Below are 15,165 nucleotides of genomic sequence, written 5' to 3'. Positions count from 1 at the left end.
GTCTCGCCCTCAGTGCGCCGCCGTACCGAGGTAAGCCTCGATCACCGCTGGATTGCTCTGGACCTCTTGCGGCAGGCCCTGTGCGATCACCTTGCCGTAGTCGAGCACGGTCAGGCGGTTGCACAGGCCCATCACCAGCTTCACATCGTGCTCGATCAGCAGGATGGTCCTGCCATCCGAGCGGATCTTGTCGAGCAGCCCGCGCAGCTCCACCTTCTCGGTGGCGTTCATGCCGGCCGCCGGCTCGTCGAGCGCGAGCAGCTTGGGTTCGGTGGCGAGGGCGCGTGCGATCTCGAGGCGGCGCTGGTGGCCGTACGAGAGGTTGCGCGCGGTGAAGTTGGCGTACTTGCCGATGCCTACGTACTCGAGCAGGTCGTGCGCCATGTCCTCGATGCCCTCCTCCTCGCGCCGCACCTGCGGCGGACGGAAGATGGCGCCGAACAGGCCGGCCTTGGTGCGCACGTGGCGGCCCACCATGACGTTTTCCAGCGCGGTCATCTCGCCGAACAGGCGGATGTTCTGGAACGTGCGGGCAATGCCCGCCTTGGCCACCTCATGCACGGCGGTGGGCTGGTAGGGCTCGCCACCCAGCGTGAACTCGCCCGAGTCCGGCGTGTAGAGGCCGGTGATCACGTTGAAGAACGTGGTCTTGCCGGCGCCGTTGGGACCGATCAGTCCGTAGATCTCGCCCGGATTGATCTGCAGGCCCACTTCGCACAGGGCCTGAAGCCCGCCGAATCGCTTGTTGACCCCCTGTACCGACAGGAGGAAGTTTCCATTGCTCATCTCATCCTCCTGGTCAGAAACGGCCGACACTGCCCGGACGGCGAACCACCGGGCGGTCTTCCTTGCGCGGCGACGGCCACAGGCCGGCCGGGCGATACAGCATCACGCCCACCAGCGCCAGGCCGAACAGCAACTGGCGCAGCACTTCGGCGTCGACGATGGCGTGGCCGAAGATCAGGCGCTGTACCGGCTCGGCCACGACACGCAGCAGCTCCTGGAAGCCGACCAGCAGGATGCCGCCCAGGATCACGCCCGGGATATGGCCCATGCCGCCCAGCACCACGATGGCGAGGATGTAGATCGACTCCCACAGCACGAACGATTCCGGCGAGACGAAGCCCTGGAACGCGCCGAACACCGCGCCCGACGCGCCGCCGAACGACGCGCCCATGGCAAAGGCCAGCAGCTYGATGTTGCGGGTGTTGATGCCCATCGCCTTGGCGGCGATCTCGTCCTCGCGGATGGCCACGAAGGCGCGGCCGATGCGCGAGTTCTGCAAGCGCAGGCAGATGAACACGATGGCGATCACCAGCACCACCAGCAGGTAGTAGTACATGAACACCGGCGTGAACTTGAGCCCGAAGATCTCGTGCGACTTCGAGAAATCGAAGCCGAAGATATGGACCGGGTCCACCGCGGTGATCCCCTTCGGCCCGTTCGTGATGTTGATCGGGCGATCGAGGTTGTTCATGAAAATGCGGATGATCTCGCCGAAGCCCAGCGTCACGATGGCCAGGTAGTCACCGCGCAGCTTGAGCGTTGGTGCGCCGAGCAGCACGCCGAACGTGGCCGCCACCGCCACGGCGATCGGCAGGACGAACCACATCGACAGGTGCAACCCGTTCGGGAACAGGTTGTGGATCCATTCGAACTGGTTGGCCAGGTGCGGCGAGCCGAGCAGCGCCATCAGGTAGGCACCGACCGCATAGAAGGCGATGTAGCCGAGATCGAGCAGGCCGGCGAAGCCCACCACGATGTTCAGGCCCAGGGCCAGCATGATGTAGATCAGCGCGAAGTCGAGCACGCGCACCCAGTAGTTGCCGCCCAGCGTCTGCACGAGGAACGGCGCGCACAGGGCGATCACCAGGAAGGCAAGCAGCGCGGCCATGGTCTTGGCCGGCGTCTTGGTCAGCGGCGCGGGTTGCGCCGTGGATGGAATCGGGGCATTCATGGATTCTCTCCTCAGGCGCGTTCGGAAACCCGCTCGCCCATGATGCCGGACGGTCGGAAGACAAGGACGATGATCAGCACGATGAAGGCGAACACGTCCTGGTAGTTGGAGCCGAATACTCCGTTGGTGAGGTCGCCGATATAGCCGGCGCCCAGCGCTTCGATCAGGCCCAGCAGCATGCCGCCGACCATGGCGCCGGCGAGGTTGCCGATGCCGCCCAGCACCGCGGCGGTGAACGCCTTCAGGCCCGGGATGAAGCCCATGTAGAAGTGGGCGTTACCGTAGTTGGTGGCCATCATCACGCCGGCCAGCGCGGCCAGCGTGGCGCCGATCATGAAGGTGGCGGAGATCACGAAGTTCGGGTTCACGCCCATCAGGCCCGCCACCTTCTGGTTCTCGGCGGTGGCGCGCATCGCGCGGCCGAGCTTGGTGCGGTTGACCAGGGCCAGCAGGCCGGCCATGACCATCACGGCCATGCCGATGATGACCATTTCCTTGCCCGTGATCGTCGCGCCGGTCGACCCGATATCGATCGGCTCCGACGGCAGCAGTTGCGGGAAGGTGAGCGGGTTGCGCGACCAGATCAGCATGCCCATCGTCTGCAGGATGATGGATACGCCGATGGCGGTGATCAGCGGGGCGAGCCGCGGCGCATTGCGCAACGGCCGGTAGGCAACCCGCTCGATGGTGTACGCGAGCACCGCGCAGACCGGCATGGCGATCAGCGTGGCAATGACGAGGGTGAGCCACTCGGGCAGGCCCGGGGCGATTTTCTGGATGCCGAGAATGGCTGAGAGGGCGGTCAGCGCGCCGATCATCAGGACGTCGCCGTGGGCGAAGTTGATGATCCCGAGAATGCCGTAGACCATGGTGTAGCCAAGTGCAATCAGCGCATAGATGCTGCCGAGCACCAGACCATTCACGATCTGCTGGATAAAGATATCCATGAAAACTCCTTGCTCCGTCCGAAGTCCCGCGGCATGGAGTGGTTGCCGGGCGGACGGTGGTGTGTGAGTGGTTTGGTAGTGTGTTTATGTGCTGGTAAGCGGCCTGCCTAGTTCACCCATGGTAAGGATGCTGTACGTTTGGCGAGGCTAAAAAAACGGCACCGCAAAGTGCTCGCGGTGCCGTTCGGATGGGCCGGTAAGCCCGGATTACATCTTCACGACGTCGAGGACGGTCTTTTTCTTGTCCTTGTACTCGTAAAGGGTGATCGTGCCTTCCTTCATGTCGCCCTTCTCGTCGAAGGCGATGTTGCCGATCAGGCCCTTGTAGTTCGTCTTGGGCACTTCGGCCAGGATGGCAGCCGGTTCGGTCGAGTTGGCGCGCTTCATGGCGTCGACGATGACCATCACGGCGTCATAGGTGAACGGTGCGTAGATCTGCACCGGCGCGTTGAAGCGAGCCTGGTAGCGCTTGTCGAAGTCGGCGCCCTGCTCCATCTTCGACAGAGCCAGACCGGCTTCCGAGCAGATGATGTTGGACACGGCATCGCCAGCCAGTTCGGCCACCTTGTCGGTACACACGCCGTCGCCGCCAACGATCTTGGCGCCGATGCCGAGTTCCTTGGCCTGCTTGGCGAACGGGCCGCCGGTGGCGTCCATGCCGCCGTACATGATCACGTCCGGCTTCTTGCCCTTGATCTTGGTCAGAATGGCCTTGAAGTCGGTGGCCTTGTCGTTGGTGGCTTCACGCGCCACCACGTTCACGCCCGAAGCCTTGGCGGTCTTCTCGAACTCGTCGGCCAGGCCCTTGCCGTAGGCGGTGGCGTCGTCGACGATGGCCACGGTCTTGGCGTGCAGGCTCTTGGTGGCGTAGTTGGCCAGTGCCGGACCTTGCTGGGCGTCGGTCGCGACCACGCGGAACGTGGTCTTGAAGCCTTGCTTGGTGTAGTCGGGGTTGGTCGACGACGGCGAGATCTGGACGATGCCGGCATCGCTGTAGATCTTGGAGGCCGGGATCGATACGCCCGAGTTCAGGTGGCCGACCACGGCCACGACCTTCTCGTCGACCAGCTTCTGCGCCACGGAGGTGCCGGTCTTCGGATCGCCCGCGTCGTCTTCGCCGACCAGTTCGAGCTTGATCTTCTTGCCGTTGATCTCCAGGCCTGCCTTGTTGACTTCTTCGACGGCCAGGCGGGCGCCGTTTTCATTGTCCTTGCCAAGGTGGGCGATACCGCCGGTGAGCGGAGCCGCGTGGCCGATCTTGACTACGGTTTCGCCGGCGCCGGCAGCGGGTGCCGCTGCGGCTGCAGGTGCGGACGCTGCCGCGTCAGCCGGCTTTTCTTCTTTCTTGCCGCAAGCAGTAACCAGCGCCACTGCGGCTGCGATCGGCAGAATCTTGGCAAACGTGATTTGCATGAGTGATCTCCTAGGATTCACATGATCAGGGTAAACCAACGCCCCCCGGACGTTTCCCCTGAACCGCCTTAGTTTAGTTTCAATTTGAAACGCGCGAATTGTATCCCCTTTTTTTGCGGATGCAATATGCGACGCAACAACCTGAATGATTAACCCACGAAATGAGCTAGGGAATTTCCCCAATGCACAGATTGGGGCAATTCCCGCCTACTTGTGGGCTAGCCTTCGTAACTAACAAGATTCGTGCCCGCCTTTGCCCGCACATGGCTTTTGCAGCGTTTGCATCACTCCCGGGCCAGCCGTATTAAATAGGCGTTTCATTTAATATGAGCCCGCCTCTGCCTCTCCTAATAGAAGACGCTATTTGTCCGGCACCATAATAGGGAAACTCCTAATTCTAGGGAATTCCCTAATTTGTCTTATAGTTCAGACAAGCATAAGAAAACGACGCACCGCGATTGTGCATTATTGCGTGTTGGACGGCGATATACCCGTGCAATATATCGGTGCACTTCGGCACTGGGGCCGCGCATTGGCATGAGGCAAGGCGGATGGCCCGCGCGCACGGCGTCTGCGCCGCCGACGGAATGCGGCACGGCGTCACGCATGCAGCGCAGCGGAGGAAACCAGCGAGGGAAACGGAAGAGACTCAAGGGGGCGCGCGGCGCGTTGCGCCGGCGCGCTGGCATGGCCCGGAGCGGGCCATGCCAGCGATCGCGGCAGCGATCAGGCCGGCGTGACCAGGCCGCGCGGCAGGGGGAACGACATCTTTTCCTCGATGCCGTCGAGCGCGCGCACATTGCGCACGCCAAGCAGGCGCAGGCGTTCGACGATGGACTGCGCCAGCGCTTCGGGCGCCGACGCGCCGGCGGTCAGGCCGATGCGGCGCTTGCCTTCCACCCATTCCGGCTGGAGCTGGTCGGGTGAATCGATCATGTAGGCCGGCACGCCCAGGCGCTCGGCCAGTTCGCGCAGGCGGTTGGAGTTCGAGCTGTTGGGGCTGCCCACCACGATCACGACCTCGACCTGCGGCGCCATGAACTTCACCGCGTCCTGGCGATTCTGCGTGGCATAGCAGATATCCTGCTTCTTGGGCTCGCGGATCTGCGGGAAACGCGCCTTGAGCGCGGCGACGATCTCCACCGTCTCGTCCACCGACAGCGTGGTCTGGGTCACGAAGGCCAGGCGATCCGGATTGGACACCTCCAGCCTGGCCACATCGGCGGCGGACTCGACCAGCAGCATGCCGCCTTCGGTCTGGCCCATGGTGCCCTCGACCTCGGGGTGACCGGCGTGGCCGATCATGATGATCTCGCAACCCTCGGCGCGCATCTTGCCCACTTCGACGTGCACCTTGGTCACCAGCGGACAGGTGGCGTCGAACACGTTGAGGCCGCGCACGGTCGCATCGGCACGCACTTCCTTGGACACGCCGTGCGCGCTGAAGATGACGGTGGAGCCGGACGGCACTTCCTCGAGTTCCTGTACGAAGATCGCACCCTTGCGGCGCAGGTCCTCCACCACATAGGCATTGTGGACAATCTCGTGGCGCACGTAGATCGGTGCGCCGTAGCGGGCAAGGGCACGCTCGACGATCTCGATGGCGCGATCCACGCCGGCGCAGAAGCCGCGGGGCTGCGCCATCAGGATCTCGGCATCGGCGGCTGTGGTGAGTTCGGACATGCAGGAATTCAGTTCAATGCGGCCGGCGCTGGGCCGGCCTGGTTCAGCATCAGAGAATGCCGATCAGCTGGACGTCGAACAAGATAGTCTGTCCGGCGAGCGGGTGGTTGAAATCGAACAGGGCCGAGGTCTCGCCGATTTCCTTGAGCACCCCGGCGTACTTGCCGCCGCCGGGCGCGTTGAACTCGACCAGGTCGCCCGGGGTGTAGTCCTCTTCAAACGAACTGTTTTCACGCAGCGTGTTCAGCGAGACCCGTTGCAGCAGCTCCGGGTTGCGCGGGCCGAACGCGTGCTCGGGCGCCAGGCGGTAAGTCATGCGCTCGCCCTCGGGCATGCCCAGCAGGGCTTGCTCCAGGGTGGGCGCGAACTGCCCCTGGCCCAGCAGCAGCGTTGCGGGCTTCTCTTCGAACGTGCTGACGATTTCCGTGCCGTTCTCGAGGGAAATGCTGTAGTGCAGGGTCAGGAAGGAGTCCGGCTGCACGGTCTTGCGACCGTCAGCGGCGCCGTCCTGCGGCCCTGACGCAAAAGTTTGCAAATTCATGGGTGCTCAACCTGTCGACAACCCGTATTGTAAGCGACTCGACCGCGCGCCGCCTTGTCTGCGCCCGGCGTGCACCGCCATGCAGTTCCATTCTCACGGGGGGATCGTGTCATGCGCATTACGGACTGGCCCAGCAGCGAACGCCCGCGCGAAAAACTGCTGCGCGACGGTGCCACGGCGCTTTCGGACGCCGAACTGCTCGCCGTCTTCCTGCGCGTGGGCGTGGCCGGCAAGAGCGCGGTCGACCTGGCGCGGGAGCTGCTGAACGACTTCGGCACGCTGAGCGGCCTTTTTTCCGCCGGGACCGACGAATTCGCCCGGATCAAGGGCATGGGCGCGGCCAAGTATGCCCAGTTGCAGGCCGCCCAGGAGCTCACCCGGCGCGCCCTGGCCGAGCGGCTTGCCCTGCCGGGCGGCCTCGATTCACCGGCGGCGGTGCGCGACTACCTGCGCCTGACGCTGGCGGCACACCCGCATGAGGTCTTCATGTGCCTGTTCCTCGATGCGCGCAACCGGCTGCTGGCCAGCGAAGAGCTGTTCCGCGGCAGCCTGACGCAGACCAGTGTCTATCCGCGTGAGGTGGCGCGCCAGGCTTTGCTGCATAATGCGGCCTCCGTGATCGTCGCGCACAACCATCCGTCGGGCAATGCACTGCCGAGTGGGGCCGATCTGGCCATGACCCGCTCGCTCACACGCTCGCTGGCCCTGATCGACGTGAAGGTGCTCGACCACTTCATCGTGGCGGGCACCACCATCCACTCGTTCGCGGAACATGGCGAACTCTGATGGTGATGGGCCATATGCGCCGGCTGATTGTGCAGCAGACGCCACCAATGTGGCATCTGTGCACGGTAAACCACGGAAGGCATTGATCGGTTGAGGTTTTCCGGTCTATAATGCTCGTTTTGCTGAAGTCTTAACCGCTGCAGTCCGGGCCGCGCGCCTTTTGTTGATCTGTTGCGAACATTGTCCACGAATAGAAGAGTTAGGAGTGCTTCATGGCACGCGTCTGTCAAGTGACCGGGAAAGCGCCGATGGTCGGCAACAACGTTTCCCACGCAAACAACAAGACCAAGCGCCGTTTTCTGCCCAACCTGCAGAATCGTCGTTTCTTTGTTGAATCGGAAAACCGCTGGGTGAGCCTGCGCGTCTCGAACGCCGGCCTGCGCCTGATCGACAAGAAAGGCATCGACTCCGTGCTCGCCGACCTGCGCGCACGCGGCGAAGTCTAATTAGGAGTACATCATGGCCAGCAAAGGCGGACGCGATAAGATCAAGTTGGAGTCGACTGCAGGTACGGGTCACTTCTACACGACCACCAAGAACAAGCGCACCATGCCGGAAAAGATGGAGATCATGAAGTTCGATCCCGTCGCCCGCAAGCATGTGTCGTACAAGGAAACCAAGATCAAGTAATTGATCCTGGCTTTCCGCATGCCGATTCGCGCGGCATGTCTGTAAAAACCCCGCATCTGCGGGGTTTTTGCTTTTTCGGGCCTGCAATGGCCGTCAATCGCGGGGATGCCCGCGGTGCCCCACGCAAAGTCGCGGCGGGTGTACACTTTCCAGCTTTCCTGCCTCCCGACCGCGTTTCGCGCGCGCGTCTCTCGCATCATGAACTTCGATGTCGCCATTGTCGGCAGCGGACTGGCCGGTCTGACGGTCGCGCTGCAACTGGCCGACACCCATCGGGTTGTCATTATCTGCAAACGCGCCATGACGCAGGGCGCCAGCGACTGGGCCCAGGGCGGCATCGCGGCCGTGCTGGATTCCGGCGACAGTCATGACGAGCACACCCAGGACACGCTGGTGGCCGGTGCCGGGCTGTGCGATGACGGTGCCACGCGCTTCATCGTGGAGCATGGGCGCGAGGCGATCCAGTGGCTGATCGACCGTGGCGTGCCGTTCACGCGCGACGACCAGGCCGAACTGGGTTTCCACCTGACGCGCGAAGGCGGCCACAGCCGCCGCCGCATCATCCACGCGGCGGACGCTACCGGGCACGCGGTGGTGACCACGCTCACCGAGCAGGCGCGCCGGCACCCGAACATCACCGTGATCGAGGATCACTTCGCGGTAGACCTGATCACTTCGCGCAAGCTCGGCATGCCGGGCAATCGCTGCTACGGCCTCTACGTGCTGGACGATGCCAGCGGTGAAGTGCGCACCATCACCGCCACCCACACGGTGCTGGCCACCGGCGGCGCGGGCAAGGTCTATCTCTACACCACCAATCCCGACACGGCCACCGGCGACGGCATCGCGATGGCATGGCGGGCGGGCTGCCGGGTCTCGAACATGGAGTTCATCCAGTTCCACCCGACCTGCCTCTATCACCCTTACGCCAAGTCCTTCCTGATCTCGGAAGCGGTGCGCGGCGAAGGCGGCCTGCTGAAGCTGCCCGACGGCACGCGCTTCATGCCCGAGCATGACGAGCGCGCCGAACTGGCTCCGCGCGACGTGGTGGCGCGCGCGATCGACTTCGAAATGAAGAAGCGCGGCCTGGACTATGTGCACCTCGACATCAGCCACCAGCCTGAGTCCTTCCTGCGCGAGCACTTTCCCACCATCCACGCGCGCTGCCTGGAACTGGGCATCGACATCACGCGCGAGCCGATCCCGGTGGTGCCTGCTGCGCACTACACCTGCGGCGGCGTGGTGACCGACACCACCGGCCGCACTGACCTGACCAACCTGTATGCCGTGGGCGAGACCGGCTGCACCGGCTTGCACGGCGCGAACCGCTTGGCTTCGAACTCACTGCTGGAATGCATGGTGATCGGGCGCGCCGCGGCCCTCGATATCGCCTCGCAGGACAAGGCCGGCCAGCCGGACATTGCCCTGCCGAAGTGGGATGAGAGCCGCGTGGCGGATGCCGACGAGGAAGTCGTGGTGTCGCACAATTGGGACGAACTGCGCCGCATGATGTGGAACTACGTCGGCATCGTGCGCACCAGCAAGCGGCTCGAACGCGCGCAGCATCGCATCAGCCTGCTGCGCGAGGAAATCGCCGAGTACTACGCCAATTTCCGCGTGACGCGCGACCTGCTGGAACTGCGCAACCTGGTCGAGGTGGCATCGCTGATCGTCGATAGCGCCTATTCGCGCCACGAGAGCCGCGGCCTGCACTACAGCCGGGATTATCCGGAGACCTTGCCCAAGGCGCTGCCGACGGTCATGCAGCCGGAATTCAAGCGGGAGCGAGGGAAGTAGGAAAGCGTTGCGTCCGGCAGCGAAGCTGCCGAACTAAGCCCCGCCAGGCCACCCTTCCCCCGCCCTCTTCCTCGAAGGCAGAGGATGGAAGCGAAGCGTGGCCGGCCGCGCTCAGGCCAGGATCCGCAGCGAGTAGTCCGTCGCCCGCACATCCTTTGTCAGCGCACCGACCGAGATCCGGTCCACGCCGGTTTCGGCAAAAACGCGGATGGTGTCGGCATTGACCCCGCCCGAGACTTCCAGCAGCGCACGTCCATCATTGATGCGCACGGCGTCATGCATCATCGCCACGGTGAAGTTGTCGATCAGGATCGACTTTGCACCGGCGGCCAGCGCTTCCTCCAGCTCCGCCAGGGTTTCCACTTCCACCTGCACCGACACGCCGGCCTGGAGCGCCAGCGCCGCCTGCATCGCCGCGGTGATGCTGCCGGCGGCGGCAATGTGGTTCTCCTTGATCAGGATGCCGTCGTACAGTGCCAGCCGCTGGTTTTCGCCGCCGCCCATGCGCACCGCGTACTTCTGCGCCAGGCGCAGGCCGGGCAGCGTCTTGCGCGTGTCGAGCACGCGCGCGCGGGTGCCCTCGATGATATCGGCGTAACGCCGCGTGGCGGTGGCCACGCCGGACAGCAACTGCAGGAAATTCAGCGACGGGCGTTCGGCGGTCAGCAACGAACGCGCCGGGCCCGCAATCTCGCACACCACGGAATCGGCCGCCATGCGCGCACCTTCTGCCTGCAGCCAGTGCACCTCGAGCGCCGGATCGATGGCGCTCATGCACGCCTCGAACCAGGCCTGGCCGCACAGCACAGCCTGCTCGCGCACGATCACGCGCGCGTGCGCGGGCTTGCCCTCGGGCACCAGCAGGCCAGTCAGGTCGCCGCTGCCGACGTCCTCGTCAATGGCGGCGCGCACATTGGCCTGCAGCGCCTCGACGAGCGCCGGACCGAAGCTATCGAAGACGCGGTTGGCGTTCATGCTGCTCGTATTGTTCGTTTTGCTTGCGTCGCTCATGCCGGACCGATTCCCTTGAACAATGCCTGCTCGGCGGCGAGATCCGCGCGCGGGCGCACATTGGCCTTCTGCTGGGCGGCGAAGTCGAGCATGCGGTCGATGCAGGTCACCGCCTGCCGGCCGATCGATGCATCGACGTGAATTTCGTTGTGGCCGTGCTCGAGCACCTCGGCCAGGTTGGTCAACGCGTTCATGGCCATCCACGGGCAGTGCGCGCAACTCTTGCAGGTGGCGCTGTTGCCGGCGGTGGGCGCTTCGATGAAATGCTTGCCCGGCGCTGCCATGCGCATCTTGTGCAGGATGCCGTTGTCGGTGGCGACGATGAACTCGGTGGCGTCCAGTTCCCGCGCGGCCGCGATCAGCTGCGAAGTGGAGCCGACGACATCGGCCTGCTCCACCACGTTTGCCGGCGATTCCGGGTGCACCAGGATCTTGGCCTTGGGGAATTCGCGGCGCAGCAGGTCCAGCTCGATGCCCTTGAATTCGTCATGCACCAGGCAGGAGCCCTGCCACAGCAGCATGTCGGCGCCGGTCTGCTTCTGGATATAGCTGCCGAGGTGCTTGTCCGGCGCCCACAGGATCTTCTCGCCGCGCGCGTGCAGGTGCTCGACGATCTTCAGGCCGATGCTGGACGTCACCATCCAGTCCGCGCGCGCCTTCACGGCGGCGCTGGTATTGGCGTAGACCACCACGGTACGGTCGGGGTGCGCGTCGCAGAACGCCGCGAACTCGTCGGCCGGGCAACCCAGGTCCAGCGAGCAGGTCGCGTCCAGGTCCGGCATCAGCACGGTCTTTTCCGGGCTCAGGATCTTGGCGGTCTCGCCCATGAAGCGCACGCCCGCCACCACCAGCGTCTTGGCCGGATGGTCGCGGCCGAAGCGCGCCATTTCGAGCGAATCCGACACGCAGCCGCCGGTTTCCTCCGCCAGGTCCTGCAGGTCGGCATCGACGTAATAGTGCGCGACCAGGACAGCGTTGCGCGCCTTGAGCAGCTCCCTGATGCGCGTCTTGAGCGCAGTGCGCTCGCCGCTGGAGAGCACTGGCGGTACTTTCGCCCAGGCATGGGCGACGCAGCTGGCGCCGTCGGGGGACTCCGTCGAAATATTCGGTTTCTCGAACTCGACGGTCTTTATCGTTTGGGGGGTCATCTCCGATACTCCTCTTGGCCGCCGCGCATCATGCCGCCGGCCTGTACATGGGGGAGTTTAACTAAAACAAAAGCCCCGCCATGGGCGGGGCTTTTGGGCGCGGTGCTTTGTAGCAGCCACGCCGGCTCGGGCTTCAGGCCACGACAGCCATCATGCGTAGCGGCGCAGGCGCAGCGAAAAGTCATGCAGGGCCTGGATGCCGCTTGCCTCGGCGCGATGGCACCAGGCTTGCAGCTGCTGCAGAAGCTGTTCGCGCGTCAGGTTGGAACGGCCCCAGATCGCGGCCAGTTCGCGGCGCATTTCCACGAAGGTGTGCAGCGACTTGTTCTGCTCCACGATGCTGGCCAGCTGCTTGCGCTGCGGATCGGCCAGCTTGGCTTCCTCGCGGTGGAACCACTTGCGCGCCGGCTTGAAGCTGCTGTATTCCGCCACGCGGGCTTCCTTCAGCTTTTCCAGTTCCTGCTTGTAGGCGCTCTTGACGGCCTTGGCGTAGCGCGCCATCACGTCGTAGCGGTTGGCGATGATGGCTTCCAGCGTGTTGTGGTCCACCGGGCGGGCATCCACCAGGCGTGCCTTGGGCGGGGTCTTCTTGACCTTGGCCAGGCCGACCGCCTGCATCGCGCGGATATAACCCCAGCCGATATCGAACTCGTACCACTTGACCGAGAACTTGGCCGAGGTCGGGTAGGTGTGGTGGTTGTTGTGCAGTTCTTCGCCGCCGATGATGATGCCCCAGAACGAGACATTGGTCGAAGCGTCCTCGCAATCGTAATTGCGATAGCCCCACCAGTGGCCAAGACCATTGATGATGCCGGCGGCATGGATCGGGATCCACAGCATCTGCACGGCCCACACGGTCAGGCCGATCACGCCGAACAGCGCCACGTCGATGATCAGCATCAGGCCCACGCCTTGCCAGCCGAAGCGCGAGTACACATTGCGCTCGACCCAGTCGTTGGGCGTGCCGTGACCGAACTTGGCGACGGTTTCCTTGTTCTTGGACTCGGCGCGATAGAGTTCCGCGCCTTCCAGCAGCACCTTGCGGATGCCGCGGGTCTGCGGGCTGTGCGGATCGTCCTCGGTCTCGCACTTGGCGTGGTGCTTGCGGTGGATGGCGGTCCACTCCTTGGTGACCATCCCGGTGGTCAGCCACAGCCAGAAGCGGAAGAAATGCGAAGCAATCGGGTGCAGATCCAGCGACCGGTGCGCCATGCAGCGGTGCAGGTAGATGGTGACGCCCGCGATGGTGATGTGCGTCACCACCAGGGTGTAGATCACGATCTCCCACCAGGACCAGTTGGCAAGGCCGTTCGAGGCCCAGTCAAGAATAGTGTCGAACAAACTGTTCTCCGTCGGTTAAACAGGTGCATTCATCGCGGCACGACACGGCGGGCCGCAAACAGGGTGCAGAAAAAGGACTGCAAACTCAGTGATTGCGTCGTATGGCGTCTGCCTGAAACCCCGGCACTCGCCGGAGCCCCCATGGCATGCGCGTCTGGCGCCGTGGGCAGATGCTGCCTCCCGGCGGGACTGGCACGAGCCGCTGCAATCTGGCGGCTGTCTGGTGTGGGGGCGGGAGGTCGAAAACTCGGAACCCGCAACTACTATGATTCTACCGGAACGCCAACAAGGGAACATCCGTTTTTCCCCGAGTTTGATGTCAAGCAACACATAACGTTCCGCAAGGTGCCCCAAACGCCCCGCGAAAGTTCAGTTCGCACTGCCCACCACAACCCCGGGAGACGCCGAAAGCGTCTTGTTTGCGACTTTTTCCRGTTCATTGCCGTCAACCGCTGCCTCGCGCCCAAGGACGCGCACCTCGCGCTGGGGGTAGGGGATCGAGATCCCATGTTCCCGGAATTTGCGCCAAATTGCCCGGTTCATCGCTGACTGGACCCCCAGCTTGCCGTTCTGCGGATCGGCAATATAGCCTGCCAGCTCGTATTCGATGCCATTGTCGGCGAACAGCACCAGAAACGCCGAGGGCGCCGGTTCGGCCAGCAGGCGGGGAATTCCCTGGGCGGCTTCCACCAGCAGGGCGAGCACCGTCTCCGGATCGGCGGCGTAATCAGCCTGCACACGTGTCGCCACGCGCACATTGGTGTTGGAGAACGAATGGTTCTGGACCGCCTGCGCCACCAGTTGTTCGTTCGGCACCAGGGTTTCGCCGTCACCGTTGCGGACCACGGTGTAGCGCGTGCGGATCTGCGAGACCGTGCCGCTGAATTTATCCACCGTGATCTGGTCGCCGAGCTTGACCGAGTGATCCAGGAGGATGATGAATCCCGAGATGTAATTGCTGGCGATCTTCTGCAAGCCCAGGCCCAGGCCCACGCCGAGCGCGCCGCCGAATACCGACAGCACGGTGAGGTCGATACCGACCAGCGAAAGGCTCAGCAGCAGCGAGACCAGCAGGAGCAAGGCCTTGGAAAGTCGCGTCAGAACCACTTTCAGGTTGCTGTCCAGCCCACGGGACCGCATCAGGCGCTCTTCGAGCCACGAGCCGAACCACATCGCCACCAGCACGGTGAGCAGGATCCACACCACCGCCACCAGCGTGTCGGCCAGGTTGATCTTCTGCTTGCCGCCGACGGAGAAGCGGATGGATTCCATCCAGCCGACCACCTCCCACAGCACACCAAGCACATAGAGCGCCATGGCCACCCATACCAGCGTGGTCAGCACCTTTTCCACCAGCAGCAGCATGCCGTGCAGCTGGCCATTGCCGGACAGCACGCGCCGCAGGATATAGAAGGCGAAATACAGGAAGGTGATGCCGAACAGCGGCACCAGCGCCAGCCGCAGCACGCTGGCCGACATCAGTTGCTCCAGCCCGAAGCGCGCGGCCATCACCAGAAGCCAGCCGAACAGCGGGAACATGGCGCGCTCGAGGCTCGAGGCGGCGAAACGCAAGGCAAAGCTGGAGCCGTCGTAGCGGGCTTCCAGCCGCTTCACCACCAGCCGCGCCAGCGGCCAGGCCACGGCGAGGCAGCCGGCCAGCACCACCAGTTGCCAGATGAAGCCGGGGCCGCCGGCATCGCGGATGAGGTCGTCGAGCATCCGGCCAAAAGCCGGATGCGCCACATGGAGTTCGTTCAAGGGATTCGGATTCATGCTCAGGCGTGGCTGGCCGGGCACGCGGATGCAATCGGCGCGGGCCGGCGGGCAGGCAAGGCGCCTGGCGCCCTGCCCGTCGGAAACCAGCCATTCTAGCCGCCCGCGGCCTGCACGCGCCGTGCTGCGGGGTCGGGA

At 64.1% G+C, this 15,165-nt stretch carries 14 protein-coding genes; 4 read left to right on the top strand and 10 right to left on the bottom strand.

Going from position 1 to position 15,165, the window contains the following annotated elements; all coding sequences use genetic code 11:
• Positions 1 to 9: 9 nt before the first annotated feature.
• The 6 genes from AB4Z48_RS24105 to AB4Z48_RS24080 all read right to left on the bottom strand — a co-directional run bounded on the left by AB4Z48_RS24105 (position 10) and on the right by AB4Z48_RS24080 (position 6,541).
• A complete protein-coding gene (locus tag AB4Z48_RS24105) occupies positions 10 to 786 on the bottom strand; it encodes an ABC transporter ATP-binding protein (protein WP_441618590.1) in 777 nt (258 codons plus the stop codon).
• A 13-nt stretch (positions 787 to 799) separates the two neighbouring features.
• The gene (locus AB4Z48_RS24100) at positions 800 to 1,957 is read right to left on the bottom strand and encodes an ABC transporter permease subunit (protein WP_441618588.1); all 1,158 of its coding nucleotides are present in this window, start codon (positions 1,955 to 1,957) and stop codon (positions 800 to 802) included.
• Between the two features lie 11 nt (positions 1,958 to 1,968).
• Positions 1,969 to 2,904, bottom strand: a complete 936-nt coding sequence (locus AB4Z48_RS24095; protein ID WP_441618586.1) for a branched-chain amino acid ABC transporter permease — start codon at positions 2,902 to 2,904, stop codon at positions 1,969 to 1,971.
• Positions 2,905 to 3,111: 207 nt separating this feature from the next.
• Complete coding sequence (locus tag AB4Z48_RS24090; protein ID WP_441618584.1) at positions 3,112 to 4,317, bottom strand: branched-chain amino acid ABC transporter substrate-binding protein; 1,206 nt, start codon at positions 4,315 to 4,317, stop codon at positions 3,112 to 3,114.
• A gap of 726 nt (positions 4,318 to 5,043) precedes the next feature.
• On the bottom strand, positions 5,044 to 6,000 hold the full coding sequence (gene ispH / locus AB4Z48_RS24085) for a 4-hydroxy-3-methylbut-2-enyl diphosphate reductase (RefSeq protein WP_441618582.1): 957 nt from the start codon (positions 5,998 to 6,000) through the stop codon (positions 5,044 to 5,046).
• A gap of 49 nt (positions 6,001 to 6,049) precedes the next feature.
• Entirely contained in the window at positions 6,050 to 6,541 is a 492-nt protein-coding gene (locus tag AB4Z48_RS24080; protein ID WP_441618580.1) for an FKBP-type peptidyl-prolyl cis-trans isomerase, read from the bottom strand.
• A 111-nt stretch (positions 6,542 to 6,652) separates the two neighbouring features.
• Here AB4Z48_RS24080 and radC point away from each other — a divergent pair, with 111 nt between their 5' ends.
• The 4 genes from radC (at position 6,653) to nadB (ending at position 9,754) form a co-directional block, all read left to right on the top strand.
• Entirely contained in the window at positions 6,653 to 7,327 is a 675-nt protein-coding gene (radC, locus tag AB4Z48_RS24075) for a RadC family protein (RefSeq protein ID WP_441618578.1), read from the top strand.
• A gap of 212 nt (positions 7,328 to 7,539) precedes the next feature.
• Entirely contained in the window at positions 7,540 to 7,773 is a 234-nt protein-coding gene (gene rpmB, locus AB4Z48_RS24070) for a 50S ribosomal protein L28 (RefSeq protein WP_006575661.1), read from the top strand.
• A gap of 13 nt (positions 7,774 to 7,786) precedes the next feature.
• The gene (rpmG, locus tag AB4Z48_RS24065; RefSeq protein ID WP_006157508.1) at positions 7,787 to 7,957 is read left to right on the top strand and encodes a 50S ribosomal protein L33; all 171 of its coding nucleotides are present in this window, start codon (positions 7,787 to 7,789) and stop codon (positions 7,955 to 7,957) included.
• Positions 7,958 to 8,155: 198 nt separating this feature from the next.
• The gene (gene nadB / locus AB4Z48_RS24060; RefSeq protein ID WP_441618576.1) at positions 8,156 to 9,754 is read left to right on the top strand and encodes an L-aspartate oxidase; all 1,599 of its coding nucleotides are present in this window, start codon (positions 8,156 to 8,158) and stop codon (positions 9,752 to 9,754) included.
• Between the two features lie 111 nt (positions 9,755 to 9,865).
• Here the strand turns inward: nadB and nadC are convergent, their stop codons facing one another.
• The 4 genes from nadC to AB4Z48_RS24040 all read right to left on the bottom strand — a co-directional run bounded on the left by nadC (position 9,866) and on the right by AB4Z48_RS24040 (position 15,027).
• Positions 9,866 to 10,729 (bottom strand): carboxylating nicotinate-nucleotide diphosphorylase, encoded by an 864-nt coding sequence (gene nadC, locus AB4Z48_RS24055; protein ID WP_441618574.1) that lies wholly within the window; start codon positions 10,727 to 10,729, stop codon positions 9,866 to 9,868.
• A gap of 32 nt (positions 10,730 to 10,761) precedes the next feature.
• Complete coding sequence (gene nadA, locus AB4Z48_RS24050; RefSeq protein ID WP_441618572.1) at positions 10,762 to 11,913, bottom strand: quinolinate synthase NadA; 1,152 nt, start codon at positions 11,911 to 11,913, stop codon at positions 10,762 to 10,764.
• 150 nt (positions 11,914 to 12,063) lie between these two features.
• Positions 12,064 to 13,254: a DesA family fatty acid desaturase gene (locus AB4Z48_RS24045; RefSeq protein WP_441618570.1), complete on the bottom strand. Its 1,191-nt coding sequence runs from the start codon at positions 13,252 to 13,254 to the stop codon at positions 12,064 to 12,066.
• 369 nt (positions 13,255 to 13,623) lie between these two features.
• Positions 13,624 to 15,027, bottom strand: a complete 1,404-nt coding sequence (locus AB4Z48_RS24040) for a mechanosensitive ion channel family protein (protein ID WP_441618568.1) — start codon at positions 15,025 to 15,027, stop codon at positions 13,624 to 13,626.
• Positions 15,028 to 15,165: the final 138 nt, after the last annotated feature.

The organism is Cupriavidus sp. 2TAF22, from assembly GCF_052115045.1.
GTDB lineage: Bacteria > Pseudomonadota > Gammaproteobacteria > Burkholderiales > Burkholderiaceae > Cupriavidus.
The sequence above is the reverse complement of the archived record's forward strand: the minus strand, read 5'-3'. Positions and strand labels throughout refer to the sequence as shown.

What these genes read in the sequence shown, in the direction of transcription:
- AB4Z48_RS24095 (WP_441618586.1), bottom strand. Translation starts at nt 2,904, where the DNA reads ATGGATATCTTTATCCAGCAGATCGTGAATGGTCTGGTGCTCGGCAGC.
- AB4Z48_RS24090 (WP_441618584.1), bottom strand. Translation starts at nt 4,317, where the DNA reads ATGCAAATCACGTTTGCCAAGATTCTGCCGATCGCAGCCGCAGTGGCG.
- nadA (WP_441618572.1), bottom strand. Translation starts at nt 11,913, where the DNA reads ATGACCCCCCAAACGATAAAGACCGTCGAGTTCGAGAAACCGAATATT.
- rpmG (WP_006157508.1), top strand. Translation starts at nt 7,787, where the DNA reads ATGGCCAGCAAAGGCGGACGCGATAAGATCAAGTTGGAGTCGACTGCA.
- nadC (WP_441618574.1), bottom strand. Translation starts at nt 10,729, where the DNA reads ATGAACGCCAACCGCGTCTTCGATAGCTTCGGTCCGGCGCTCGTCGAG.
- AB4Z48_RS24105 (WP_441618590.1), bottom strand. Translation starts at nt 786, where the DNA reads ATGAGCAATGGAAACTTCCTCCTGTCGGTACAGGGGGTCAACAAGCGA.
- AB4Z48_RS24080 (WP_441618580.1), bottom strand. Translation starts at nt 6,541, where the DNA reads ATGAATTTGCAAACTTTTGCGTCAGGGCCGCAGGACGGCGCCGCTGAC.
- nadB (WP_441618576.1), top strand. Translation starts at nt 8,156, where the DNA reads ATGAACTTCGATGTCGCCATTGTCGGCAGCGGACTGGCCGGTCTGACG.
- ispH (WP_441618582.1), bottom strand. Translation starts at nt 6,000, where the DNA reads ATGTCCGAACTCACCACAGCCGCCGATGCCGAGATCCTGATGGCGCAG.
- rpmB (WP_006575661.1), top strand. Translation starts at nt 7,540, where the DNA reads ATGGCACGCGTCTGTCAAGTGACCGGGAAAGCGCCGATGGTCGGCAAC.
- radC (WP_441618578.1), top strand. Translation starts at nt 6,653, where the DNA reads ATGCGCATTACGGACTGGCCCAGCAGCGAACGCCCGCGCGAAAAACTG.